This is a genomic window from Rhizobium glycinendophyticum, assembly GCF_006443685.1.
GTDB classification, from domain to species: Bacteria; Pseudomonadota; Alphaproteobacteria; order Rhizobiales; family Rhizobiaceae; genus Allorhizobium; species Allorhizobium glycinendophyticum.
This window is the reverse complement of record NZ_VFYP01000001.1, coordinates 2528601-2553079: the sequence shown is the minus strand read 5'-3', so window position 1 is coordinate 2553079 and position 24479 is coordinate 2528601. Positions and strand designations below refer to the sequence as shown.

Annotated in this window: 23 protein-coding genes; 8 read left to right on the top strand and 15 right to left on the bottom strand. The window is 60.3% G+C overall.

The window, feature by feature from the left end; translation table 11 throughout:
* Positions 1-23: 23 nt before the first annotated feature.
* The 4 genes from FJQ55_RS12460 to trxB form a co-directional block, all read right to left on the bottom strand.
* Positions 24-1124, bottom strand: a complete 1101-nt coding sequence (locus tag FJQ55_RS12460; RefSeq protein ID WP_140828307.1) for an alkene reductase — start codon at positions 1122-1124, stop codon at positions 24-26.
* Between the two features lie 62 nt (positions 1125-1186).
* Positions 1187-1480 carry an ArsR/SmtB family transcription factor gene (locus FJQ55_RS12455; RefSeq protein WP_062279215.1) on the bottom strand — a complete coding sequence of 98 codons (294 nt, stop codon included), beginning with the start codon at positions 1478-1480 and terminating at the stop codon, positions 1187-1189.
* Positions 1481-1839: 359 nt separating this feature from the next.
* Positions 1840-2736: a LysR family transcriptional regulator VtlR gene (locus tag FJQ55_RS12445; RefSeq protein WP_062279212.1), complete on the bottom strand. Its 897-nt coding sequence runs from the start codon at positions 2734-2736 to the stop codon at positions 1840-1842.
* Positions 2737-2756: 20 nt separating this feature from the next.
* The gene (trxB, locus tag FJQ55_RS12440) at positions 2757-3734 is read right to left on the bottom strand and encodes a thioredoxin-disulfide reductase (protein ID WP_140828304.1); all 978 of its coding nucleotides are present in this window, start codon (positions 3732-3734) and stop codon (positions 2757-2759) included.
* 310 nt (positions 3735-4044) lie between these two features.
* Between trxB and FJQ55_RS12435 the strand changes: the two genes are divergently transcribed.
* From FJQ55_RS12435 to FJQ55_RS12425, 3 genes are read left to right on the top strand one after another with little or no spacing between them, the layout of a single operon-like run.
* On the top strand, positions 4045-5088 hold the full coding sequence (locus FJQ55_RS12435; RefSeq protein WP_246085090.1) for a glycosyltransferase family 2 protein: 1044 nt from the start codon (positions 4045-4047) through the stop codon (positions 5086-5088).
* A gap of 43 nt (positions 5089-5131) precedes the next feature.
* Positions 5132-5635 (top strand): Lrp/AsnC family transcriptional regulator, encoded by a 504-nt coding sequence (locus tag FJQ55_RS12430; protein WP_140828303.1) that lies wholly within the window; start codon positions 5132-5134, stop codon positions 5633-5635.
* A gap of 26 nt (positions 5636-5661) precedes the next feature.
* On the top strand, positions 5662-6330 hold the full coding sequence (locus FJQ55_RS12425) for a class I SAM-dependent methyltransferase (RefSeq protein ID WP_161596979.1): 669 nt from the start codon (positions 5662-5664) through the stop codon (positions 6328-6330).
* Between the two features lie 84 nt (positions 6331-6414).
* Here FJQ55_RS12425 and FJQ55_RS12420 read toward each other — a convergent pair whose 3' ends face one another.
* The gene (locus FJQ55_RS12420; RefSeq protein WP_140828300.1) at positions 6415-7254 is read right to left on the bottom strand and encodes an FkbM family methyltransferase; all 840 of its coding nucleotides are present in this window, start codon (positions 7252-7254) and stop codon (positions 6415-6417) included.
* 167 nt (positions 7255-7421) lie between these two features.
* Here FJQ55_RS12420 and FJQ55_RS12415 point away from each other — a divergent pair, with 167 nt between their 5' ends.
* Positions 7422-8237 carry a glycosyltransferase family 2 protein gene (locus FJQ55_RS12415; protein ID WP_140828299.1) on the top strand — a complete coding sequence of 272 codons (816 nt, stop codon included), beginning with the start codon at positions 7422-7424 and terminating at the stop codon, positions 8235-8237.
* Positions 8234-9271 (top strand): glycosyltransferase, encoded by a 1038-nt coding sequence (locus tag FJQ55_RS12410; RefSeq protein WP_140828298.1) that lies wholly within the window; start codon positions 8234-8236, stop codon positions 9269-9271. Before FJQ55_RS12415 ends, FJQ55_RS12410 begins: the two co-directional genes overlap by 4 nt.
* A gap of 51 nt (positions 9272-9322) precedes the next feature.
* Here the strand turns inward: FJQ55_RS12410 and FJQ55_RS12405 are convergent, their stop codons facing one another.
* Complete coding sequence (locus FJQ55_RS12405; RefSeq protein ID WP_140828296.1) at positions 9323-10393, bottom strand: glycosyltransferase family 4 protein; 1071 nt, start codon at positions 10391-10393, stop codon at positions 9323-9325.
* A 16-nt stretch (positions 10394-10409) separates the two neighbouring features.
* Complete coding sequence (gene greA / locus FJQ55_RS12400; protein ID WP_140828295.1) at positions 10410-10886, bottom strand: transcription elongation factor GreA; 477 nt, start codon at positions 10884-10886, stop codon at positions 10410-10412.
* Between the two features lie 288 nt (positions 10887-11174).
* Here greA and FJQ55_RS12395 point away from each other — a divergent pair, with 288 nt between their 5' ends.
* Positions 11175-12404, top strand: a complete 1230-nt coding sequence (locus FJQ55_RS12395; protein ID WP_140829271.1) for a putative DNA modification/repair radical SAM protein — start codon at positions 11175-11177, stop codon at positions 12402-12404.
* On the top strand, positions 12404-13861 hold the full coding sequence (locus FJQ55_RS12390) for a UdgX family uracil-DNA binding protein (RefSeq protein WP_140828294.1): 1458 nt from the start codon (positions 12404-12406) through the stop codon (positions 13859-13861). Before FJQ55_RS12395 ends, FJQ55_RS12390 begins: the two co-directional genes overlap by 1 nt.
* Positions 13862-13971: 110 nt before the next feature.
* Here the strand turns inward: FJQ55_RS12390 and FJQ55_RS12385 are convergent, their stop codons facing one another.
* From FJQ55_RS12385 to carB, 7 genes are all read right to left on the bottom strand, one after another.
* Positions 13972-15516 carry an MFS transporter gene (locus FJQ55_RS12385; protein ID WP_140828293.1) on the bottom strand — a complete coding sequence of 515 codons (1545 nt, stop codon included), beginning with the start codon at positions 15514-15516 and terminating at the stop codon, positions 13972-13974.
* A gap of 112 nt (positions 15517-15628) precedes the next feature.
* Positions 15629-16099 (bottom strand): SRPBCC domain-containing protein, encoded by a 471-nt coding sequence (locus tag FJQ55_RS12380; protein ID WP_140828291.1) that lies wholly within the window; start codon positions 16097-16099, stop codon positions 15629-15631.
* A gap of 1 nt (position 16100) precedes the next feature.
* The gene (locus FJQ55_RS12375; protein ID WP_140828290.1) at positions 16101-16541 is read right to left on the bottom strand and encodes an SRPBCC domain-containing protein; all 441 of its coding nucleotides are present in this window, start codon (positions 16539-16541) and stop codon (positions 16101-16103) included.
* Positions 16534-16890, bottom strand: a complete 357-nt coding sequence (locus FJQ55_RS12370; protein ID WP_140828289.1) for an ArsR/SmtB family transcription factor — start codon at positions 16888-16890, stop codon at positions 16534-16536. Before FJQ55_RS12370 ends, FJQ55_RS12375 begins: the two co-directional genes overlap by 8 nt.
* Positions 16891-17010: 120 nt before the next feature.
* Positions 17011-17205, bottom strand: a complete 195-nt coding sequence (locus FJQ55_RS12365) for a DUF2283 domain-containing protein (protein WP_140828288.1) — start codon at positions 17203-17205, stop codon at positions 17011-17013.
* On the bottom strand, positions 17202-17456 hold the full coding sequence (locus FJQ55_RS12360) for a DUF4258 domain-containing protein (protein ID WP_140828286.1): 255 nt from the start codon (positions 17454-17456) through the stop codon (positions 17202-17204). The genes FJQ55_RS12365 and FJQ55_RS12360 overlap by 4 nt, the downstream gene beginning before the upstream one ends.
* A gap of 9 nt (positions 17457-17465) precedes the next feature.
* Positions 17466-20960, bottom strand: a complete 3495-nt coding sequence (gene carB / locus FJQ55_RS12355) for a carbamoyl-phosphate synthase large subunit (protein WP_140828285.1) — start codon at positions 20958-20960, stop codon at positions 17466-17468.
* Between the two features lie 261 nt (positions 20961-21221).
* Between carB and FJQ55_RS12350 the strand changes: the two genes are divergently transcribed.
* The gene (locus tag FJQ55_RS12350) at positions 21222-21944 is read left to right on the top strand and encodes a DUF1868 domain-containing protein (protein ID WP_140828283.1); all 723 of its coding nucleotides are present in this window, start codon (positions 21222-21224) and stop codon (positions 21942-21944) included.
* A gap of 87 nt (positions 21945-22031) precedes the next feature.
* On the opposite strand, the gene FJQ55_RS12345 is transcribed toward FJQ55_RS12350, so the two are convergent.
* Positions 22032-24410 carry a methyl-accepting chemotaxis protein gene (locus FJQ55_RS12345; RefSeq protein ID WP_140828282.1) on the bottom strand — a complete coding sequence of 793 codons (2379 nt, stop codon included), beginning with the start codon at positions 24408-24410 and terminating at the stop codon, positions 22032-22034.
* Between the last annotated feature and the right edge of the window lie 69 nt (positions 24411-24479).

Sequence of the window (24479 nt, the reverse complement as noted above, 5' to 3'; positions counted from 1 at the left end):
CAAATTTGCGTATCGGGTTGGAATCAGGCGAGCGCCGGATAGGTCGTGTAGCCCTGAGCCCCGCCGCCATAGAGCGTTGCCGTCTCCAGCTCGTTCCAGGCTGCATCTTCCTTCAGTCGGCGGACAAGGTCCGGATTGGCGATGAAGGGGCGTCCGAAGGCGACGACATCGGCATAGCCGCTGTCGACCGCTTCCATGGCGGCAGCCCTGTCATAACCATTGTTGACCATCCAGGTGCCTTTGCCGCCCTTTTCGCGGTAGGCAGCTTTCAGTGCCTTCCAGTCGAAGGGCAGGACATCGCGCGGGCCGCCCGTGGCCCCTTCGATGACATGGATGAAGGCGAGATCGAAGCCTGCGAGCTTTTCCACCAAAGCCGTGTAGACGGCAGCCGGATCGGGATCCGAGACGTCGTTGGCCGGCGTCGTCGGGGAAATGCGGATGCCGGTGCGGTCGGCGCCGATCTCCTTGACAATCGCGTCCACGACTTCGATCGTCAGACGAATGCGGTTTTCGATCGAGCCACCATAGGCATCGCTGCGTTGGTTGCTGTTCGAGCGCATGAACTGCTCGAGCAGATAGCCGTTGGCCGCATGGATCTCGACACCGTCAAATCCAGCCTCGATCGCGGCACGCGCCGCCTTGCGGTAATCTTCGATCAAGCCCGGGATTTCCGAGAGTTCCAGAGCGCGCGGCTCAGATGTTTCGGCAAAGGCGCCGGAGCCGTCGGCATTCAGGATATAGGTCTTGGACTTCGCCGCTATGGCAGACGGTGCCACTGGCTTGCCGCCATTCGGCTGAAGCGACGTGTGCGAAATGCGGCCCACATGCCAGAGCTGCGTCACGATCTTGCCGCCGGCGGCATGAACCGCAGCGGTCACCTTCTTCCAGCCTTCAATCGCTTCCGGCAGATAGAGGCCTGGCACATCCGCATAACCCTGGCCCTGGTGGCTGATGGCCGTGCCTTCGCTGACAATGAGGCCGGCACCGGCCCGCTGGCGGTAGTATTCGACGTTGAGGTCATTGGGAACGGCACCCGGCGAACGGTTGCGCGTGAGGGGGGCCATGGCAACTCGGTTCGCCACGGAAATACGGCCGACGGTCGTCGGTTCAAAGAGCTTGGACATGAAACCTCTTGAGCGTTTCCGGCGGGGGAGGATTGGTCGCCGGGGACCAGGCATGTGGGTGGTCAGAGCATTCCGTTCAAGGTCTTGATAAATTCCTTGATGGTGTCTTCCTCGCGCCGATACAAGACCCGCTGGCCAACGCGTTTGGAGCTGATTAGGCCTGCCCGCTGCAAGGTCGCCAGATGCGCCGAGACGGCAGACTGCGACAGCCCTGAGCGTTCAAACTGCCCGGCGCTGATGCCTTCTCCAGCCTCATCCTTTGGAACACCAAAATATTGGTTGGGTTCTTTCAGCCAAATCAACATTTCCATGCGCGCAGGATGCGCCAGCGCCTTCATCACGTCCTCTAGGTACATGACCCCTCCAGTAAACTCGGCTTATCGACAGGGGCGGAGGCTCGACGCGCGCTCCATTTATCGGGACGCGGCGATAGTTCCGCCTTACGCCCCCAATGCCGCAGGGTCGATTTTGTTCCGGCCCAACGGCAAAAAAAGAGGGCCACTGGAAAACCAGGGCCCTTTAAATTGTGAAGGTTAAAACCTCCAGAGGGGAACAGCTGCTGCGGTGGAACTGGGAGGAAAAAGCCACCATGTGCATCAGCTGTGTGCGATATGGTGGTTTTTTGTGCAGTGAACAATGCTTTTTTATGCATGTCAGGCATGCGGTGAGCGCAGGTCGGTGCGCGAGGCATACTATTTCATTGAGGCGGCAGGCCTCAGAAGTTCCAGTTTCGAGCCTTTGCGACGATGAAATCTCTGAATGCCTTGAGCTTTGCTGCGTTCTTGATCTCGTCGGGGTAGCAAAAATAGGTATCGAAGGACGGGATGTCTGCCGGGATGGCGAGCTGTAAAAGTCCCGGATCACGGCCGACGATATAGTCCGGCAGCATGGCGATCCCGATGCCTAGCAAGCAGGCTCGCTTGATCGAAGTTTGGCTGTTGATCTGCAGGTGCGGCATTCTGGCATTGTCAGAAGAACGGCCTGCCGTTTCCAGCCAGTTGACGTCGAGCAGGTAGTTGGGTGCGGGTTCGCCGAACGAGATGATCTTGTGATTGTCAAGATCCTCGATCGACTGCGGCTCGCCATAGCGATTGATGTAGGAGGGCGCCGCATAGACGTGCATGTGCACGGTGAAGAGCTTGCGCTGGATGAGATCCGACTGTTGCGGCTGGCGCAGGCGAATGGCGCAGTCGGCATGGCGCATGTTGACGTCCAGTTCCTCGTTGTCGAGGATGAGCTGGATCGACATTTCCGGATAGAGCTGCAGGAATTCCTGCACTTTATCTGTGAGCCAGCCCTGTCCGAGACCAACCGTGGTCGTCACGCGCAGCTTGCCGGAGGGCTTTTCCGTCGTTTCGGTCAGCTGCATCTTCACGGTCTGCAGCTTCAAAAGAACGTCGTGGGCCGTGCGATAGAGCAGTTCGCCCTGTTCGGTGAGGATCAGGCCGCGGGCATGACGGTGGAAGAGCTTGACGCCGATATCCTGTTCCAGCGACGAGACCTGGCGGCTGATCGCCGACTGGGACAGATGCAGCTTGTCGGCGGCATGGGTGAAGGAGCCCGCTTCCGCAGCAGAGTGGAAAATGCGCAGTTTGTCCCAGTCCAGCGGCATGCCGCCCCCTCTCATGGCCTCTACTCCGCCGCTTGCTGAGTGGGAATGGACAGGGCCGTCAGGTAACGCTCTGCCTCGAGCGCTGCCATGCAGCCCATGCCGGCGGCCGTGATCGCCTGGCGGTAGACGTCGTCTGTGACGTCACCGGCGGCAAAAATGCCCGGCACGTCGGTTGCCGTCGAATCAGGTGCAGTCCACAGATAGCCGTTGGACTTGAGCTTCAGCTTTCCCTTGAACAGTTCGACAGCCGGGGCATGGCCGATGGCGACGAATACACCGTCGATCGGCATGTCCGTGATGGCGCCGGTCAGTTGATCCTTGAGCTTCACACCCGAAACAGAGGGCGGCATCGGCGGCTTGGCCGGGGCGCCGGTGATCTCTTCGACGGTGGTGTTCCACAGAACGCGGATGTTCTCTTTGGCGAACAGGCGCTCCTGCAGGATTTTTTCCGAGCGGAAACTGTCACGGCGATGTACGACGGTCACCGACTTGCAGATATGCGACAGATAAAGCGCTTCCTCGACAGCCGAATTGCCGCCGCCGACGACAATCACGTCCTTGTTGCGATAGAAGAAGCCATCGCAAGTGGCGCAAGCCGAGACGCCAAAGCCCTGAAAATGTTGCTCACTTTCGATACCGAGCCACTTGGCCTTGGCACCCGTGCAGATGATCAGCGTATCGGATGTCCAGACCTGGCCACTGTCGGTCTTGACCGTGAAGGGGCGGTTGAGCGTGTCGACTTCGGTCACGAGGTCGCTGACGATCTCGGTCCCGACATGGATCGCCTGGTTGAGCATCTGCTCCATCAGCCAGGGCCCCTGGATAGGATCGGCAAAGCCCGGATAATTCTCCACGTCGGTGGTGATCATCAACTGGCCACCCTGTTCCATGCCGGCAATCAGGACCGGCTTCAGCATGGCGCGTGCGGCATAAATGGCAGCTGTGTATCCGGCGGGGCCGGAGCCGATGATCAGCACCTTGGTGTGGCGGGCGGTCATCTCAATTCCTTTCAGGTCGCGGAGCGGGGGCGTGCAGGCCTCAAAGATGGGCAGGCGCAGGGTTCCCCGCAATGGTCGGCCCATTTAGGATTGAAGCGCGCCGCAATTCAAGGCCGGCATTTGCATTAGCAACAGGGGGATTGGGGGTATTTGGGGGAGGCTGCGGACAAGAGGGCGTCAAAAAGGGAAGAAAGCTGTTATAAAGGGGCGGCTTGCGGTTCCGGGTGGCATCCCTTGCTTGCGTTTCTTCACATTATATAGAAGCAAGGACTGGCGAACGAACTAGTTCTCGTCAGGCAGAGGTTCCAGATTGCGTACGACCGTCCTTTCATATCCTTTTTCGAATCCTGAGGATTTCGAGAAGTTGCGGGCAGGGCGATTGCGCAGGCTGATCGCTCGATATGAAAGCTGGAAGGTTCTAAAGCGCCGGCAAAGAGGCACCACGCGTGTTCCATTGTCTCTATTGACGCCTCATGCGTTTCGACCTCTGTCGACAGCGGATCTGCCTCTAATTTTTCTGTGCCACAACGATCTTGCACTTTTGCCGGCCTTCTTTCGGCATTACCGATCGCTCGGCGTCACTCGATTTATCGTCGTTGATGACCAATCGAGTGACGGGTCCCGGGAGTGGCTGGCCGCGCAAGTCGACACTGACCTTTGGACGTCAACAGTGCGTTACAAGGAGGCGAAGAGGGGGCGGATCTGGCGGGAGATGTTGCTGCATCTCTACGGTCATGATCGTTGGTACCTGAATGTGGATGCCGATGAATTCCTGGTTTTTGACCAGTGCGACACACAACCTTTGCTGGCACTGATCCAGGTTTTGACTGGTGAAGGCAACGTCAAGATGCCTGCGCCTATGCTCGACCTTTACCCCAGAGGGGGGCTAGATTATGTCCATGCTGCCAACTGCGGCGATTCGATGCCGTGGGAAGTCGCCGACGCGTTCGACGCTTTTGGATATAAACTGTCGGTCAAAAAGCGCTTTATGAGCCTGCGAGGCGGGCCTCGGGAGCGCATGTTCCGAAGTGAGGCGGAATTGATGAAGTATCCTTTGCTCTTCTGGAGCAAGGATAGTTCCCTTGGGTCAAGCATCCACCAGCCTCTTCCTTACGGAGAAAATTTTGGACCTATTTCCGGCGTGCTGCTTCACTTCAAGTTTTTTGCGGACGTAAAAGAGCGGGTTGCGGAGGCGGTGTCGGACGGGCAATATTTTAACGGCGCGCAGGAGTATCGGCGTATACTGGAGCATCTGGAAAAGGATGACGTGCTGAACTTCACATCCTCAGCCACCACTGTTTATGAAGGCCCCGCGCAACTGGTGGCGCGTGGTTTCATGAGGAAATTGTTCTAGACATGACGAATTTCCAATGCCAAGGCGCACTGAGGCCGGTGCAATGAGGTCGGCACAATTCGAACTCGATGCTATAGACATGAAAATCCTGCGTGAGCTTCAGGCTGACGGCAGGATGACGAACGTCGAGCTCGCTGAGCGGGTTGGCATATCCGCCCCACCTTGCCTGCGCCGAGTGCGGAAGCTCGAAGACGCCGGATATATCAAAAAGTATCGTGCTATACTTGACGCAAATGCGCTCGGATACAGTCTCTCGGCCTTCTGCAGCGTTGGCCTAACACACCAGTCCGAAATCGAACTAAAGCGATTTTCAGAATTGCTACAGACTTGGTCAATCGTCCGAGAAGCCTGGATGATTTCAGGCGAGTCGGACTTCTTGCTCTATTGCGTGGCGAAGAATTTGGCAGAGTTCCAAACCTTCGTCATCGAAAGTCTGACCTCGGCAAGAAATGTGGATACTGTGCGAACCATGCTCACCATCCGGTCGGTGAAGGATGAGACGCCGGTCCATCTTGATGGCCTCGTCGGACCACACTCCTTAACGTAGTGGAGCCTATGTCAAAGGGAACGCAATTGAGTTCTATTAAATACATTGCCAAGAAGATTTCGAGACGAGACATCGAAAAGGCGATCGCCGAATTCGCCACAGGTATCAAGTCTGGGGATCGCGTTCTAAATGTCGGGGCCGGCGGGTCTTTCGCGGCTATTCTTTCCGCTAAGCTAAGGGATGCCTCTGTCGAAATAGTCAGCTCTGATATCGATGAGTCACGCCGCCCCGATGTTGTGGACGATATTACTCAAAGCGTGCTGCCCGATGGGCATTTCGACCATGTGTTATGCATGGAAGTGTTGGAGCACGTGAAGGATCCCTTTCAGGCAGCGCATCATCTTCGCCGCATACTGAAGCCCGGCGGGCGCCTCCTTCTGTCAACACCGTACCTGTTTCCAACGCACGATGCGCCTTACGACCATTTCCGTTACACACAGTTTGGGCTGCAAGAACTGTTCAAGGATTTCCGTATCGACACGCTCGGTGCTCGGACGAGCATCGTTGAAACAGTTCTGTTGCTGTGTCTTAGACTGGCATGGCTTAAGGGAGGTGAAAAAAGGAGACTGGCTTATCTATTCGCCTTATCGATCGCTCTTATCTATCCCCTCGCCCGTCTGCTGGGTGGCGGTCGACGAGATGCGGCGTTCACGTCGGGATTCATCCTCAAAGCGGTTGCCGTGAAGAATAACTGAGGAAGCCTAACGCGGTATCGGCGTTCCCGATCGCGCGCCGCTGGCTCGATGGCTGGTGTTCATGCGCAAGGGTCGGTTCGAGGATCAGGCTGCTGCTGTTGAGGCAATTTTGTGAGTGAGTGCCAAATTTTCATAGAGGATCGTCGTGCGGTCCTGAAAATTTGCCAGCTTCGGCCGGAATCCGCATCTGGTAAGTGTCGCGTTGACCTCGATAAACGTGTGACTTTGCTGAACACCTCGCTCGTAGCCGCAATCAACCGTCACATACTGAACCTGTGGCAGTATGCCGGTCGCGCCTTCCAGGACCTCCGGCTCGGCGCCCTCAGCCTCGACCTTCAGAACGATGGTTCCGTAGCGGTCTAGGTCACCTACTACTGCGTCCAGTCTCCTGGCGGGAACAGTTTTGGTTGTGTTGTATTTCTTGATTTCGAAAACGGAGCTGTCGGCAGATTCTGGCTTGCTGTAGAAGGTGAGTTCCCCTTCTTCATGCCACAGCGCCATCCTGTTGGTCCGGGTGTCCCCGCCAAAGGCATTTTGATCACAGCAATCGGCCTCAAGCGTTTCCGGTTCAAACGCGATGTAGGATGCGCCGCGTCCCTTCGCCCAAACACCGAGTTCGCCGATGTTGGCACCGCAATCAATCAACAGATCGCCTGCCGATAAGCCGATCTTGTCAAGATGATAGACGGCGGCCAGGGCGGCTATCCCGTGATCTATTCCATTCTTGGATCGCACATGTCTTTCCCGCCGGCAGATGGCGAGGTGGTCGGGACCGTCAGTGACCTTGTAGTATCCCGCCTCCATCGGGTGGAGGCGAATTTTTCTGCCTTTAAGGGCCAGGATGAAATTAACATACCGGCAGTAAGCGGTAGGCGATAACTGCTTCGTGATCCGCCGCACAAGTTTGCGTGTTCCAATCCCCAATTTCGCCCCCCTTGTTGATATGACTTTTTTTGGTATTCCCAAAATTGAGCGCAGTCTAGCTATCCGTGCCCAACTTCCACTGGCAAATGCTCAGGTCGTTCTTGGCGGGGCTTGCGCCGGCAGTCTCACGGGTTAGAAAGTGAGGCATGCGAAACTGAGTAAATTGCATGCTGCTTTCGGCCTCCGCCTATATCATCTGCCTCAACGAAGAGGCCTATCTCGGCCATTGCATCGAGAGCCTTGAGGGCTTTGCGGAGATCGTTGTCGTTGATTCCGGTTCGACTGACGGGACAGCGTCGCTCGTTCAGTCCTATGTTGATCGCGGTTTTCCGATCCGCTTCTTCTACGAACCCTGGCGAGGCTATGCCGGACAGAAGCAGTTTGCGCTCGAGCAATGCACGCAGGCTTGGTGCTTCAACATCGATGCCGACGAGCGCCTGGACGAGGCCCTGAGGGCGGAACTGCCCCGGCTCCTTGCTGCCCCCAACGACGTCGTCGGCTGGCGGGTTGCGCGGCGCCCTTATCTCATCGGCTATGGCTATACCCCTGCGCATGTACGGGAACGCAAAAATCTCCGTTTGATCCGAAAGGGCTGTGGAAGCTATGACCTTGCCCAGCGCGTTCATGAGGGGCTGGTCGCGGAGGGGCGAGTGGAAAGCTCTGCCGTCGGCAGCCTGCTGCATTACCGCCCGTTGATCATCGACGAGCAGATCCTCAAGGAAAACAAGTATTCTACCTTGAAGGCCGACCAGCAAGTTGCCGAGGGGAAAAAGGCGAAGGTCTCAAAGCTGGTGTTCTCGCCCGTCCTTTATTTTCTCAGGCTCTATTTCCGCAATGGACTATGGCGCTGCGGTGCGCCGGGCTTCATTGAGGCGGCGACGGGTGCCGTTTATGCGTTCCTGACGCAGGCCAAAATCTATCAACGACATGCGCTTGCCAAGCGGCCCAACGTGGACGACATGGAGCGCCGGAGCAGAAAATGAAGGTCTTCCACTATCATTTTGGCAAGGACGGCGGCGCCGAGCGCTTCTTCGTCCATCTTGTCAACGCACTTGCCAAACGGGGTGTGGAGCAGACGGCGGTCATCCGACCGGACCGGCTCTGGCGCAAGGACATCGAGAACGCCTGCGAGATCATTGAGAGCAATTTTCGCAATCTGTCGCCTGATCGACTCCTGCTGCCGATCCGCGTCAGGATGATGGCGGAGCGCCAGAAGCCGGACGGGCTCATGTCGTGGGCGACGCGGGCGAGCCGCTTGATGCCTGCCTACAAAGGCTGCGTGAAGCTCTCGCGACTCGGCGACTTTCCGACCAACCTCTCCTACTTCAAGAATACCGACATTCTGGTATGCAATACGCCTGCTATCGGCGACCATGTCCGCAAGCTCGGCTGGACGCGCGGCGTGGAAGTCATCTCCAATTTCACCGATACGGAAATCGTTTCCCCGATTGATCGGGCAACGGTGTCGACGCCTGAAGATGTGCCGGTCGTGATGAGCATGGGGCGGTTCGTTCGGCGCAAGGGATTTCATACCTTGATCGAGGCCGTGTCGCGGCTTTCGCCGGAGGTTCATCTCTGGCTGGCCGGCGATGGCGAAGAGGCGGACAGTCTGAAGCGCCTTGCTGCGGACCTCGGGATGACCGGGCGCGTGCGTTTTCTCGGCTGGCAGAAGGATACGCGACCCTATGTGGCGGCCTGCGACGTGTTCGTCATGCCGTCGAGCCACGAGCCGTTGGGCAACGTGATCCTCGAAGCCTGGGCGCAGCGCAAGCCTGTCGTGTCTTCGCGTTCGGAGGGGCCGAGTTGGTTCATGCGAGACGGAGAAAACGGACTTCTCGTCGATATCGGCAGTGTCGATGGCTTCGCGACTGCGATCCGAGCCCTGCTCGATCAACCGGCTCTGGCTTCCGCGATGGGCGAGGGGGGGCATGCAACGCTAATTGGGCAGTTCTCCGAGGAGGCGGTCGCCTCCGCCTATATCGGGCTATTCGATAGAGGGGTAATGACGCGAGCCTAAGTCCGGCGGCAAGGAGCCTTGGAGCACGCGCGGACTCCAAGGCAAAGCAGCTTAGTCCGGGCGCCCGTATAGTGCCCCCAGTCTGGAAGCTTCGGTTTCGATGCGGAAGTTCTCGAAGACGTGGTTACGGCAGTCTTCGGCGATCACGGGACCGGTTGCACCAGACATCATGTCAGTCGTTGCCTTCAGCATCGCGGGCAGATCATCCCGTGCAATGACCCGGCCCGCCGTGCTTTCTCCCGCAGCAATCAACTCCGCAAACGCCCCCACATCTGTCGCCACCACCGGCACGCCGGTTGCCATGGCCTCCAGCGGGGTCAGGCCGAAGCCTTCCCAGCGTTGTGGGGCGATGAAAAGGTCGAGGGTGCGGTACCAGTCGGCGATGTTCTTGTGTTCGCCGACGAAGAGAATGCGGTCGGCGAGGCCGGCGGTCGTCACTCTTGCCTTGAGTTCTTCCTCGAAAGCGTGGTGCTGTGGGGTGGCGCGGCCGGCGACGATCGCGGCCCAGCCGGGATGCTGGGGCAATACTGCGATCATCGTGTCGACGAAGAGATCGGTGCCCTTCTGGTGACGAACGCGGCCGAAACAGCCGATATAACGTTGCTCTGGATCAAGGCCGCAGGCGCGCTTGGCCGCGGCCTTGTCTTCGGCCGGCTTGAACTTTTCGCAGTCGATGCCGTGCATGATCACCGTGTTCGGCACTTCGAGATAGGCCGACGTCTTGGCGCTGGTTGCGATCACCGCGTCCATCTGGCGGATCAGAAATTTCGTCCAACCGGAATGCTTGCGCTGCGAGGCGGAGGTGAAGACGAGCTTCAAGGGCATGCGCATGACGTCGCGCATGATGATGCCTGGCAACATCTCGATGTTGCGGCGGGCGTGCCAGACGCGATGGGCAGCACCCGCCGGACGCTTCCACAGCTTCCAGAGATCCCGATACCGCAGATGAGGCAGATGACCCGGAAGCCCCGGACCCAGCACGGCGACTTTCTGGCCGAGCCGGTTCTGGACCGGTACGAGCTGGATGATCGTCGAGGTGACGCCGGACAGACGTATCTTGAAATTCGGCGCGATCACGTGGACCCCGGCGGGATCCACGTATGTCGTCTCGCTTTTCGCCATCAGGGAGTTTCGCCCATCAACCCCAGTTGACCGCAAGGATTTCGTAGGCCTTGGAGCCGCCGGGAGCCACCACTTCGATGTTGTCGCCGACTTCCTTGCCGATCAGGGCGCGGGCGATCGGGGACGAAATAGAGATGCGGCCGGCCTTCACGTCGGCTTCCTGGTCGCCGACGATCTGGTAGGTCTTTTCCTCGTCGGTGTCCTCGTCGACCAGCTTCACGGTGGCGCCGAACTTGATCTTCGAGCCGGACATCTTGGTGAGGTCGATGACTTCGGCGCGGGCGATCAGGTCTTCCAGCTCGCCGACGCGGCCTTCGTTATGGCTCTGGGCTTCCTTGGCGGCGTGATATTCGGCATTTTCCGAGAGGTCGCCATGGGCGCGCGCCTCGGCGATCGCCTCGATGATGCGCGGACGCTCTTCCTGCTGGCGCCAGCGCAGCTCTTCGCTGAGCTTGGCAAAGCCGTTCTGCGTCATCGGTACCTTTTCTACCATGTCTTCTTCCTTCGTCTCTTTGGCCGCAGGCGCGGGCACAAAAGAAAACAGGTTCCGAAGCAAAGCTGCGGAACCGTGTCACAAATCAGGTTGCAAACACTATAGCAGAATGCTTTCGGAAATTTCCAGAGTTTTCGGACAGGGATGCCCGTGTCTCTTCATCCCCTTGGGGAGACCGGTGTAATTATATGAAATGGCAGACATAATTTTGAGAGGCGTTGCCGCCAGACGGTTTGTCGCAGTCTGGATTGTTGACGATTGTCACAAGAACATATAGTGAACATGATTATGAAGAAATCGCTGAAAGATCGACTGGCCATTCTCTCTGATGCGGCCAAGTATGATGCGTCCTGCGCCTCGAGCGGAACGACAAAGCGGGATTCGAAGACAAGTGGGGGGCTCGGGTCCACGGAAGGCTCGGGCATCTGCCATGCCTATGCGCCCGACGGTCGCTGCATCTCGCTGTTGAAGATCCTGCTCACCAATTTCTGCATCTATGACTGTGCCTATTGCATCAATCGCTCGTCCAGCAATGTGGAGCGGGCGCGGTTCACGCCGGATGAGGTCGTGTGGCTGACGATCGAGTTCTATAGGCGCAACTACATCGAAGGCCTGTTCCTGTCTTCCGGCATCATCCGCTCCTCTGACGATACGATGGCAGAGATGGTGAAGATCGCCCGGGATCTGCGCGTCAAGCACGGCTTTCGCGGCTATATCCATCTCAAAACCATCCCGGAGGCGTCTGCCCATCTTGTGGAAGAGGCGGGCCTTTATGCCGACCGTCTGTCGATCAATATCGAGCTGCCCACCGATCACGGCCTGGAGCGTTATGCGCCCGAGAAGCGGCCGGTGAATATCCGTCGGTCGATGGCGGATCTCAGGTTGAAGATCGAGGAGGCGCGTGAGCCGACCATGACGGGTAAGCGCAAGACCTTCGTGCCTGGCGGGCAGAGCACGCAGATGATCGTGGGCGCCGACGGGGCGAATGACGCGACGATCCTCGGGTCGAGTGCGCGGCTCTACAGCTCCTACGGTCTGAAGCGCGTCTATTATTCGGCCTTCAGCCCGATCCCGGACAGTTCGAAGAACCTGCCGCTGATCAAGCCGCCGCTGATGCGCGAGCACAGGCTCTACCAGGCCGACTGGCTTTATCGCTTCTACGGTTTTTCCGTCGAAGAGATTTCGTCGGTTGGGCATGGCGGCATGCTCGATCTCGAGCTTGACCCGAAGCTCGCCTGGGCGCTTGGCAATCGCGACCGTTTTCCGGTTGATGTGAACAAGGCGGACAAGGAAACCTTGCTGCGCGTGCCGGGCTTCGGCACCAAGACCGTCAATGCGCTGATCTCGGCGCGGCGTCATCGCACGGTGCGGCTTGAGGATCTTGCGCGGCTGGGCGTATCGCTCAAGAAGGTGCGCTCGTTCATCACGGCGGAGGGGTGGTCACCGCATCAGAGCCTCGATCGCTCGGATCTGAGGGCGGCCTTTGCGCCGCCGCCGGAACAGTTGCAGCTGTTCTGATGCGCCAAGTGATGCTGAAAGGGCGGGGGGATTTCGCCGAGTGGCGTAGTGCCGCGCGGGCGCTTCTTGCCGGAGGTGTTCCGCCGCAGGATGTTCTCTGGCAATCAGCGGATGGCGGAGGGGACCTGTTCGGGTTGAATGCCTCCGTCGAAAGCTATGCAGGCGCTGCCGCCGTCTTTTCTGTGCCGAAGGGGTTTCTGGAGGCTGCCGAGGCCGCGATATGCCACAGCGATCCCGCGCGTTTCGGACTTCTCTACCGGTTGCTCTGGCGGATCGAGAAAGAGCGCGCGCTGCTGGAGGTGACTTCGGATCCCGATGTCAGCCTGTTGCGGGCGATGATCAAGAATGTCAGGCGAGACAGTCACAAGATGAAGGCCTTTGTGCGCTTTCGCGAGGTGCCGGCTATGCAGACGGGACGGCGTCGCTTCGTCGCCTGGTTCGAGCCTGATCATTTCATCGTTGCGCGCACGGCCGGCTTCTTCCAGCGTCGCTTCACCGACATGGATTGGCTGATCGCAACGCCGAAGGGCGCTGCGGCCTGGGACGGGGAAGTGCTGCAGGTCTCGACAGAGCCGGCGGAGAGGCCTGTTGCAGAGGACGAGACGGATGGGCTCTGGCAGACTTATTTCGCCAACATCTTCAATCCGGCGCGGGTGAAAATCCGGGCGATGCAATCGGAGATGCCGAAGAAATACTGGAAGAACATGCCGGAGGCGGCGCTTATCCCGGGGCTGATCGCGGGAGCCGAGCGCCGAGTGGCGGAGATGGCGGCCCGCGCGGCAAGCCAACCGCCAGCCTTTCATGAGCGCTTGCAGGAGGCCTGGCGAGCGCAGGATGCAGACGAGGGGCGTGAGCCGTTGACGCCGCTCGAAACGCTGCGCCGTGAAGCGGCAGGTTGCACGCTTTGTCCACTGCATTGCCATGCGACCCAGACGGTATTCGGCGAGGGAGCAGAGAATGCCGAGGTGATGTTTGTCGGTGAGCAGCCGGGCGACACGGAAGACCTGGCTGGGCGGCCATTCGTGGGCCCCGCTGGCCGGGTCTTCGACGAGGCCATTTCCATGGCCGGGATCGACCGTGACGAGGTCTACGTGACCAATGCAGTGAAGCATTTCAAACATGAGCGGCGTGGCAAGCGCCGGATCCACATGCGGCCCGAGGCCGGCGAGGTGGCGCATTGCCGCTGGTGGCTGGCGAAGGAATTGGACGTCGTGAAGCCAAAGGTCGTGGTGGCGCTGGGCGCGACGGCCTATCTGGCGCTTACGGGAGAGGCAAAACCCATTGCCGAGGTGCGCGGCATGCCTATCCCGATGCGAGACGGGATGATCCTGTTCGTGACCACGCACCCGGCTGCCATTCTGCGCATGCCGGACGAGGCGCTAAAGGTGCGCAGCCTTGCCGTCTTCCGGTCCGATCTGGCGGATGTCGCTCGCTTGCGCGCTTCGCTGCAGGTCTAAAGCAATTCCAGCAAAAGTGCGCAGCGGTCGGGCGTCTCGAATTTCCCAGGACAGGGAGCTAGAGCTTTCCCGATACGAAGAAGCCCGGAAAGCTTCAGTGAAAGATCTCTTTAGTGCTGACCCATGCGGCTCTCGTCAATGTGGGCGCGGGCGTAAACTCGTTGGGCAATCGCGGCGAGCGCCAGGAGGGTGACACAGGCGAGGAGACAACAAATTGCGAAGCCACCGGCATAGCTGTCGCGGGCCGTGGCGAGCCATGGAGCGGCCTCGTTGCCGGTCTTGCGGGCGATGTCGATGGCGCTGCCGAGCGTCGTGGTGACGGCTGCGGCGTCGGTTGGGGCAAGGCCGTTCAGGTCTGCTTTGGCCATGCCGAAGCGGTAGAAGACCGTCGCCAAGCTGCCGAGAATTGCCACACCGAGCGCGCCGCCAAATTCCGCGCTGGTCTCCGAGATGGCCGAGGCGGAGCCTGCCCGTTCCGGCGGCGCGGTGCCGACGATCAGACCCGTGGTTGTCAGAATCACGTGCACGAAGCCGATGCCCATGATCATGCTGGATGCGAGGACACCGACGAGGCTGGAATGCCACGCGGCGATCGCCATCAGGCCGGTGCCGAGCGCGTTCACCAAGAGACCAGCCAGCACGGTGCGGACGGGACCGAACCGGTTCGTCACGCGCCAGGCCTGGAAGGACATGATGGTGAAAACCAATGAGGAGGGTATCGACCAGAGCGCGGCTTCGAGCGGCGTCAGGCCGACGACGAGCTGGAAGAAGAGGTTCTGGAAGAGAAAAATTCCGAAGATGAAGAAGACACCGGCGAGATTGACCAGCAGTGAAGCGGCGAAAGCGGGGATGCGGAAAAGGGCGAGATCGATCATTGGGTGCTCCAGCGTCTTCTGGCGCCTGACGAAGATCCAGCCGACGACGAGACCGAGGGCGATGGGCAGGAGCTGTTCGGAGGAAAAGCCGTCGGCGGCCATCTTCTTGAAGCCATAGACAACGGGGAGCACCGTCAGCAGCGAAAGTGCGACGCTCAAAAGATCGAGGCGACCGGCATTGTCGTCCTTGTATTCCGGTAGCAGGAAGGGCGCTGTCGCGAGGAGCAGCGCCATGATCGGCACGTTGATCAGGAAGACCGAGCCCCAGTGGAAGTATTGCAGCAATACGCCACCGATCAATGGACCGATGAGGCCGCCGAGCGCGAAGGCGGTGCCCCAGATGCTGATGGCACGGTTGCGCTCGCCTTCATCGCGAAACAGGTTGACGACGAGCGAGAGCGTGGAGGGGGCGATGGTGGCGCCGGCGATGCCAAGGAGCGCGCGCGCCAAGATCAGCATGTCGGCGGTTCGGGCGAAGGCAGCAAAGATTGAGGCGGCGGCAAAGAAGAAGGCGCCAATCAGCAGCACCTTGCGTCGGCCGATCCTGTCGCCGAGCGTGCCCATGGTCACGAGGAAGCCTGCGACCATGAAGCCGTAGATATCATTGATCCAGAGGAGCTGTGTGGCGGACGGATCAAGATCGCGAACGATCGACGGGATCGCGAGGAAGAGCACGGAGAGATCCATCGAATAGATCAGGCAGGCGATGGACAGGATCAGAAGGCCGATCCATTCGCGGCGGGTGGCTTTGGTAGCGGCGGTTTCGATGATCTCGGACATGCTAACCTCCCGATAGACGGCGGCACAGTGCCTTGGCGTACGGCTTTAGACAAATGCCATTATTTGATGGAACATGTTCTCGCCGATGAAGGGCCGGGACATGTCGGAGATGTCAACTCCCGAGCATCTGGCTCGAGGCGAACCCGTCTAGGCGGGCAAGCGTTTGACGACCGCCTTCGACGGCGCCGAACTCAAGCGTCGCGTCGCGGGCTTCGGCTGAAGGAAAAATCAGCGTGATCGTCACCCGGGTTTCCGAGCCCTGCGGCTGAAGGGTAATGACGCCGTCGAAATGCGCGGGCTCACCCATTTCACCACCATGCTCATAGGCGATGCGGGTCGGGGGCGTGATGTCCTGATAGCGTACCCAGTTCGGCCAGTCCTTGCCGTCCGGTCCGTGCATCGTGTAGCGCCACAGGCCGCCGACGGAAAACTCCATCTCGTGGGTCTCATTGCGGAAACCGTCCGGTCCCCACCACTGATCGATGTGCCGTGGCTGGGTGAACATCTCGAAGACGAGATCGATGGGGGCGGAGACGAGGCGATCCACTTCGAGGATGCGGGCGGGGTCGATTTGTTCCGTCATGTCATCGATCTTTCTGTTCAAGGAGATGTTCGAGGCGGTCCAGGTTCTGCTCATTGGCTGCGCGAATGAACTTTTGCAGTTGGCGGTTTTCATCGGTCGGCTCAAACAGCATGCGCCACCTAAGAGAAGTGCCGGCATCCGCCGGTTCGAATGTCATCTCGAGTGTGAAGACATGCATCGGCTCATGGTGGAGCGCGACAATGCGAACGGGGCGTTCGATTTCCTGAAAGGTCCAGCGGTTGGCGAAATCAGTGCCGTCAGAGGAGGTCATCGTCAGCCGCCAGTCGCCGCCCACCTGGAAGTCGAAGGCGTCGATCCGGTTGGTGAAGCCATGCGGCCCCCACCAGAGAGCAAGCTTGTCAGGATCCGCGAAGGCGTCGAACAGGATGGCCGGGGCAACCGGATATCGCCGCTCGTTGAAGATTTCCAGCTTGTCAGTCATCGGTCCTATCCTCCTTCTCTCGGCGTCCAGCCTGTATCTCAGCCAGATAGCCTTCCAGTTTATCCAGCCGCTGGTCCCAGAGCTTGCGATAGTCGCCCACCCATCTGTCCACCGCTTTCAAGGGTTCCGGCTCCAGCCGGCAGGGGCGCCACTGGGCGCTTCGACTGCGCGAGATCAGCTTGGCCCTCTCCAACACCTTCAGATGTTTGGAGACGGCCGGCAGGCTCATGGCAAACGGCTCGGCCAATTCGTTGACCGTCGCTTCGCCGGTGGACAAACGGGCCAGGATAGCACGCCGCGTTGGATCGGCGAGGGCAAAGAGGGTTTCGGATAAAGGGTCAGCGGGCATGAAATTAGCCGATCGGTTAATTAACTGATCGGATAAATAAAGAATGAGCAAAGGGCCGTCAAGGGTGGGTTGCCCTCTTTGTTGTTTTGAAATGCGCTGGCTAGACTTTGGACATGCCGTTCAGGCGGCATCCTCAAGTGCGGCTGCCGGCAGGTTTGTGCTTTCGTTCGGAACTTCGAGGCCGACAATCCTGCCGTCGCGATCATAGTCCAGCATGATGCCTTTCGACGCTTCCTCGGTCTCGAGCACCGGCTCGGTGGAGAAGCGGATATAGGCCGCATCGGCGGCGGCATCATATTCGAGCTTCGGCTTCATTTGGACATCCGTGCCTTGCGATCGAGGAATGCCGTGATGATTGGGATTTCGGTCGTCGTTGCCAAGCAGATTACCCGCATGATCCGATCATCGCGTTCCGGAATGCGCCGGTAGCGCTGGTCGGTGGGCGGACCTGCCGGATCCGCCTCGTGCCAATCCGGCTCTCGGACGGACAATTCGATCCCTGATCGATCAAGTTGCCGCTCCGAAATCACCGTTTCCGCGTGGAGGGTGAAATGGAGCGGCTTCATTGACCCGCCTCAGAAATAGCTCTGCAGCGGACGTACTTCGAGCTGGCCGCCCTTCAGCGCCCGGATGGCTTCGGCCGCGGCGAGGGCTCCGGCCATGGTGGTGTAGTAAGGCACCTTCTGCATCAGGGCGGCGCGACGGAGCGACTTCGAGTCCGAGATCGCCTTGTTGCCGTCGGTCGTGTTGATGACCAGCTGGACCTGACGGTTGCGGATGGCGTCCTCGATATGCGGACGTCCTTCCAACACCTTGTTGATCTTCATCGCCGGGATGTCATTTTCGGCGAGGAAGCGCTGGGTGCCGCCGGTCGCCATGACCTTGAAGCCGATTTCGGTCAGAAGCAGGATCGCGGGCAGGACGCGGGCCTTATCTTCGTCGCGAACCGAAACGAAGACCGTGCCGTCACGCGGCAGTTCGACGGAGGCGCCGAGCTGGCTCTTGGCGAAGGCGAGCGCAAAGTCGGTGTCGAGACCCATCACTTCGCCGGTGGAGCGCATTTCCGGACCGAGCAGCGTGTCGACGCCGGGGAAGCGGGCGAAGGGGAAGACGGCTTCCTTGACGGCGATGTGCTTGAGGTTGCGCGGATCGGGCTTCGTGCCATAGGCGGCGATCGCGTCGTCGAGCTTTTCGCCAGTCATGATGCGGGCGGCGATCTTGGCGATCGGGGCGCCGATGGTCTTGGCGACGAAGGGTACGGTGCGCGAGGCACGCGGATTGACTTCGAGCACGTAGATCACGTCGTCCTTGATGGCGTACTGGACGTTCATCAGGCCGCCGACATTGAGCGCCTTGGCCATGGCGGCCGTCTGGCGTTCCAACTCGTCCAGCATGTCCTTGGACAGCGAACGAGAGGGCAGCGAGCAGGCCGAGTCACCCGAATGGATGCCGGCTTCCTCGATATGCTCCATGATCCCCGAGACGAAGACGGTTTCGCCATCGCAAAGCGCATCGACGTCGACTTCGATGGCATTGGTGAGGTAGCTGTCGAACAGCAGCGGGTTCTTGCCGAGCAGGGTGTTGATCTGGCCGGTCTTGTCGTTCGGGTAGCGCTGCTTGATGTCCTCGGGCACGAGACCCGGAACGGTGTCGAGCAGGTAGGACTGCAGCTGACCTTCCGAATGGATGATCTGCATGGCGCGGCCGCCGAGCACGTAGGACGGGCGAACGACCAGCGGGAAGCCGATTTCGGTCGCGACCAGGCGGGCCTGCTCGACCGAGTAGGCGATGCCATTGTTCGGCTGGGTCAGGTCGAGCTTCATCAGGAGCTTCTGGAAGCGGTCGCGGTCTTCGGCGAGGTCGATCATGTCGGGCGCGGTGCCAAGGATCGGGATGCCATTCTTTTCCAGCGCTTCGGCGAGCTTCAGCGGGGTCTGGCCACCGAACTGGACGATGACGCCGACGACTTCGCCCTTTTCCTGCTCGGCGCGCAGGATCTCGATCACGTCTTCGGCCGTCAGCGGCTCGAAATAGAGGCGGTCTGAGGTGTCGTAGTCGGTCGAGACGGTTTCCGGATTGCAGTTGACCATGATGGCTTCGAAGCCCGCATCCTTCAGCGCGAAGGCGGCATGGCAGCAGCAATAGTCGAATTCGATGCCCTGGCCGATGCGGTTCGGGCCGCCGCCGAGGATGACGACCTTCTTGCGGTCGGAGACCTGGGCTTCGGAGCGGAGCTGGCCGACGAAGGGCGTCTCATAGGACGAGTACATGTAGGCGGTCGGCGAGGCGAATTCAGCGGCGCAGGTGTCGATGCGCTTGAAGACCGGGCGCACGCCAAGCCCGTTGCGCAGTTCGGCTACTTCCTTCGGGCGCTTGCCGGAGAGCGAGGCGAGGCGGGCATCGGAGAAGCCCATGGCCTTCAGCGCGCGCAGGTTTTCGGCATCTTCCGGCAGACCATGCTCGCGCACGCGGGCTTCCATGTCGACGATCGCTTTGAACTGGGCGATGAACCACGGATCGATCTTGCAGCCTTCGTGCACTTCCTCCGGCGACATGCCGAGGCGAAGCGCCTGGGCGACCATGCGCAGGCGGTCAGGCGTCGGCGTGCCGATGGCCGCGCGGATGGCGTTCTTGTCGTCGCCGCCATCGCCGTTCGAGCCGAGACCGGGGATTTCGATTTCGTCGAGGCCGGTGAGGCCGGTCTCGAGGCCGCGCAGGGCCTTCTGCAGCGATTCTGCAAAGGTGCGGCCGATCGCCATGACTTCGCCGACCGACTTCATAGCGGTGGTCAGCGTCGGCTCGGCGCCCGGGAACTTCTCGAAGGCAAAGCGCGGGATTTTTGTGACGACGTAATCGATCGACGGTTCGAACGAAGCCGGCGTCGCGCCGCCGGTGATGTCGTTGTCGAGTTCATCCAGCGTATAGCCGACGGCGAGCTTGGCGGCGACTTTGGCGATCGGGAAGCCGGTGGCCTTGGAGGCCAGCGCCGACGAGCGCGAGACGCGCGGGTTCATTTCGATAACGACGAGGCGGCCGTCCTTCGGATTGACGGCGAACTGGACGTTCGAGCCGCCGGTTTCAACGCCGATCTCGCGGAGAACCGCGATCGAGGCGTTGCGCATGATCTGGTATTCCTTGTCCGTCAGGGTCAGTGCCGGAGCAACGGTGATCGAGTCACCGGTGTGCACGCCCATCGGGTCGATGTTTTCGATCGAGCAGATGATGATGCAGTTGTCCGCCTTGTCGCGGACGACTTCCATTTCATATTCCTTCCAGCCGAGGACGCTTTCCTCGATGAGGACTTCCGTCGTCGGCGAGGCGTCGAGGCCGGAATTGATGATCTCGTAGAATTCCGAGCGGTTGTAGGCGATGCCGCCACCGGTGCCGCCCATGGTGAAGGACGGGCGGATGATGGCGGGCAGGCCGACATGGTCGAGCGCCTGGGCGGCGATCGCCATGGCATGGGCCATGTAGCGCTGCTTGCGGTCGGTCTCACCCAGGTTCCACTGGTTTTCCAGCTCGTCGAGCGCCTTGTCGAGTTCGGCGCCGGAGAGTTTTGCACGCAGTTCGTTGCGGGCAGCTTCATGGGTCTTGCGGTCGGCGTCCTTGATCTCGGTCGCATTGGCCAGCATCGACTTCGGCGTCTCAAGGCCGATGCGGGCCATGGCCTCGCGGAAGAGGGCGCGGTCTTCGGCCATGTCGATGGCAGCCGGCTTGGCGCCGATCATCTCGACATTGTAGCGGTCAAGCACGCCCATCCGCTTCAGGGAGAGCGCGGTGTTGAGTGCCGTCTGGCCGCCCATGGTCGGGAGCAGCGCATCCGGGCGCTCCTTGGCGATGATCTTGGCGACGACTTCAGGCGTGATCGGCTCGACGTAAGTGGCGTCGGCGAGGCCCGGATCGGTCATGATGGTGGCCGGGTTGGAGTTGACCAGGATAACCCGGTACCCTTCCTCCTTCAGCGCCTTCACCGCCTGGGTGCCGGAATAGTCGAACTCGCATGCCTGGCCGATGACGATCGGCCCTGCGCCAATGATGAGGATGGACTTGATATCTTGGCGCTTCGGCATGGCTCTATCCGTTCTTTGACCTGCGCGAAAAACCGGCCTGGGTGAGGGAGGTCACCGGCCGGGCGCAGAGAGATGGTCTTTTCAGGCTAGAAGCGGCTTATAGGGAAAGTCGGCGTGCAAACCAACCCCATAATTGCCGGCTTTGGCAGGAAAGTTGGGGAGGGAGGGGCGGACGGCGAATGGCGCCGATTTGGGTCGCTCTGTCACAGGAGTTTCGTGAGGATGCTCTAGGCACCGCTCAGATGCCACCGGAACCTCCCCATGACGCTCTCCACGCTTTCGCCGCACCTCAGACCGTTTTCCCGCAGCTTGAATCCGAAGCCAATTCCGCATCTGGGGACCCGCTACAATGCTGCCGGCATTTTTCTGCCGGAGCCGGGCAATACGCTCGTTTGCCACCTGGAGGCAGGGTCGGAGACGGAGGGCGTGCTGCAGGAGGTCCGCGCGCGCTATCGTGGGATGCCGGGTGGTCAGCACCTCGCCTTCACGGCCGAATCCAGCCTGCACATGACGATATTCCAGGGCATTATCGAATATAGGCGACAATTGCCCTATTGGCCGGAAGATGTGCCGCTGGAAACGCCGGTAGATGACATGACGGCGATCCTTCTTGATCGGCTTGCCGGATTTGTGCCGGGACCGGCCTTTCAGATGCAGGTCGCAGAGGCAACGCCGAACGGGCTGACGCTTGAGGGGGTGACAGAGGCGGATCGGGTCGCCTTGCGCTCGTGGCGTGATCGCCTGGCTGATCTGCTCGGTTATCGCCATCCGGACCATGACACCTATGCCTTTCACATCACCTTTGCCTACATGATTGAGCGCTTCGACGACGAGACGATGTTGATCTGGCAGTCATTCCTGGCAGAGGTGGTTGCGGAGATCCGGCAGCGGGTTGCGATCCTCTCGCTCAGGCCGCCGGCCTTTTGCAGCTTCGAGGACATGAACCATTTTGAGGAATTGCTGGTCCTAGAACCGCAGCCCTAGGCGTCAGGCGGACCGGTCACTTCCTGGCGGCATAAAAAATGGCGGGGAAGCCCGCCATTTTTCGTCGTCGGTTTCGCTTGAGGCTGCTTAAAACTCTTCCCATTCCGCGCCGCTCGGGGCAGGTTTGGCGCCTATGGCGGAGGCTATCTTTCCGGCGAGAGCACGCGCCGGAGATGCGACCGGACGCGCGGTTGCGGCAACGGGTGCCGGGCGTGCGGGACCGGGCGTCTGGGTGGGTGCCGGGCGCGACGGGCCGCTGTTCGCGCCGGAATAGGCGGCAGCTTGTCGGTTGGCGGAGGCCTGGCCTAGATTGAACTGAGCGAGACGTGAAGACAGGGACTGCACTTCCGACACCAGTGTGTGGGATGCGGCATTGGTCTCTTCGACCATAGCCGCGTTCTTCTGGGTGCCCTGGTCCATGATGTTGACGGCGGCGTTGATCTCGTGGAGGCCGGTCGACTGTTCGCGGGCGGCTTCGACGATTGCCTGGACATTGGTGTTGATCTGCTGGACCTCGGCGACGATGGCCGACAGCGCTTCACCCGTCTGGTCGACCAGCGAGACGCCATGCTTCACCTGATCTCCGGAGGCGGTGATCAGGCTCTTGATCTCCTTGGCGGCATTGGCCGAGCGTTGGGCGAGTTCACGCACTTCCTGAGCAACGACGGCAAATCCCTTGCCTGCTTCACCGGCGCGGGCCGCTTCGACGCCGGCATTGAGCGCGAGCAGGTTTGTCTGGAAGGCGATTTCGTCGATCACGCCGATAATGTTGGAGATCGACTGCGAGGACTGCTCGATCGCACTCATGGCGTCAATTGCAGAACGCACCACCTCGCCAGAATGCTCGGCACTTTCCTTCGTGCGGCTGACCTGCAGCCCGGCTTCTTCGGCGCGCTGCGTGCTTTCCTTAACCGAGCGGGTGATCTGCGACAGTGCGGCCGACGTCTGTTCGACGGAGGCTGCCTGCTGTTCGGTGCGGCGGGCAAGATCGTCTGCGGCGGCGCGGATCTCGTTAGAGCCGGTCTCGATGGTTGTCGCATTCTCGCTGAAGGAGACGAGAGCTGCGCGCAGCTTTTCGATCGAGTCGTTAAAGTTGCTGCGGATCTCGTCGAGGGCGGGCGAGAAGGGTTTTTCCAGGCGAACGGTCATATCGCCGTCGGAGAGGCGGGCGAGGCCGGCGCGCAGTTCGTCGACGACGAAGCGGATTTCCTCTTCTCGCGCCTTATGTCCCTTGGAGCGTTCGACACGTTCGATTTCTTCCTGCTCGAAGCGGGCCTGGGCCTCGGCTTCCAGTTCGACTTTCTTGCGGTTGCTCTCCAGCAGGATGCCGAGCGAGCGCGAGAGGTCGCCGATCTCATCGTCCCGTTCCTTGTCAGTCAGTTCGACATTGAGATCACCCGAGGCAATGCGGGTTGTCTGATCGATGACACGGTTGATGCGGCCGATGAAGCCGCGGGCGAGCAGCCAGCCGACGAGAACGAGGAAGACGGTGGCGCCGGCGATCACGAGGACGGAGGTCCAGACCGTCTGGGTGAGGGCGCCGAGCACCGTCGCGCTTGGGACGGCGACCACGACCTTCCACGTCGCCCCTTCGAAGGGTTCGATCGGAACGGCGATTGCCATGCGCTCGACGCCGTCCTTGTCCGTGATCATCCCCACCGTGCCGGGGGTTTTCAGGACGGCTTGCCAACCTGCGGCGTCCACCCCGCTGTCCTTGAGTGCCTTGCCCATGACGTCCTTCTCGGGATGGCTGACAAAAGCGTTGGCAGAAGAGAGGAGGGCGATATAGCCATCGCCGAGCGGACGGTTCGACGCTAGATCGGCCGCAGTCTTGTCGAGATCGATGTCGGCGCCGACATAACCGACGGCCTTGCCCGCATCGAAGACCGGAACCGAAATGGTGGTCATGAGGACGTCCTTGCCGTCCACTGGATAGACGTAGGGCTCGAGCAGGGCCGGCTTGCCGGTCTTGACCGGTAACTGATAGTAATCGCCAACGCCGGGCTTGTCGTAGTCGAGCAGTACGTCGGTCTTGATGGCGCCACCAGCGCGATAGATATACGGCACAAAGCGGCCAGTCTGATCGTGGGCCGGCTTGCCCACAAAATCCTTATCCTTGCCGTCGAAAGCGTCAGGCTCCCAGCCCGTGGAAACGCCGATCGAGCCAGGATAGGCCTCCAATGCCTGCTGCATCACGGCCATGACGGTCGCGCGATCGGCCTGTCCGTTGGCACGCAGGGCCATGATCGCGGTTTCCATGCCCTCGACCATCTGGTGGCCAACGCGCAGACTCTGTTCGATTTCGGCTGCGGCATTCGAGGCGGCCATGTGCATCTGGTTGATGCTGGCGCTGCGGATGTGGCCATAGGTGAGGCCGAGCAGCGTTGCGGCAACGCCGATGGTGGTGACGACACCGAGCCCGACGGTGGAAAAGATGTTCCGGCTCGTGGCGGATTTGAAGAGCATGGACCGTTCCCTTATTAGCCTTTTCTCAGCATGGCGACGGCAGGCGTCGCCGTATCGGCTCGCAGCCGA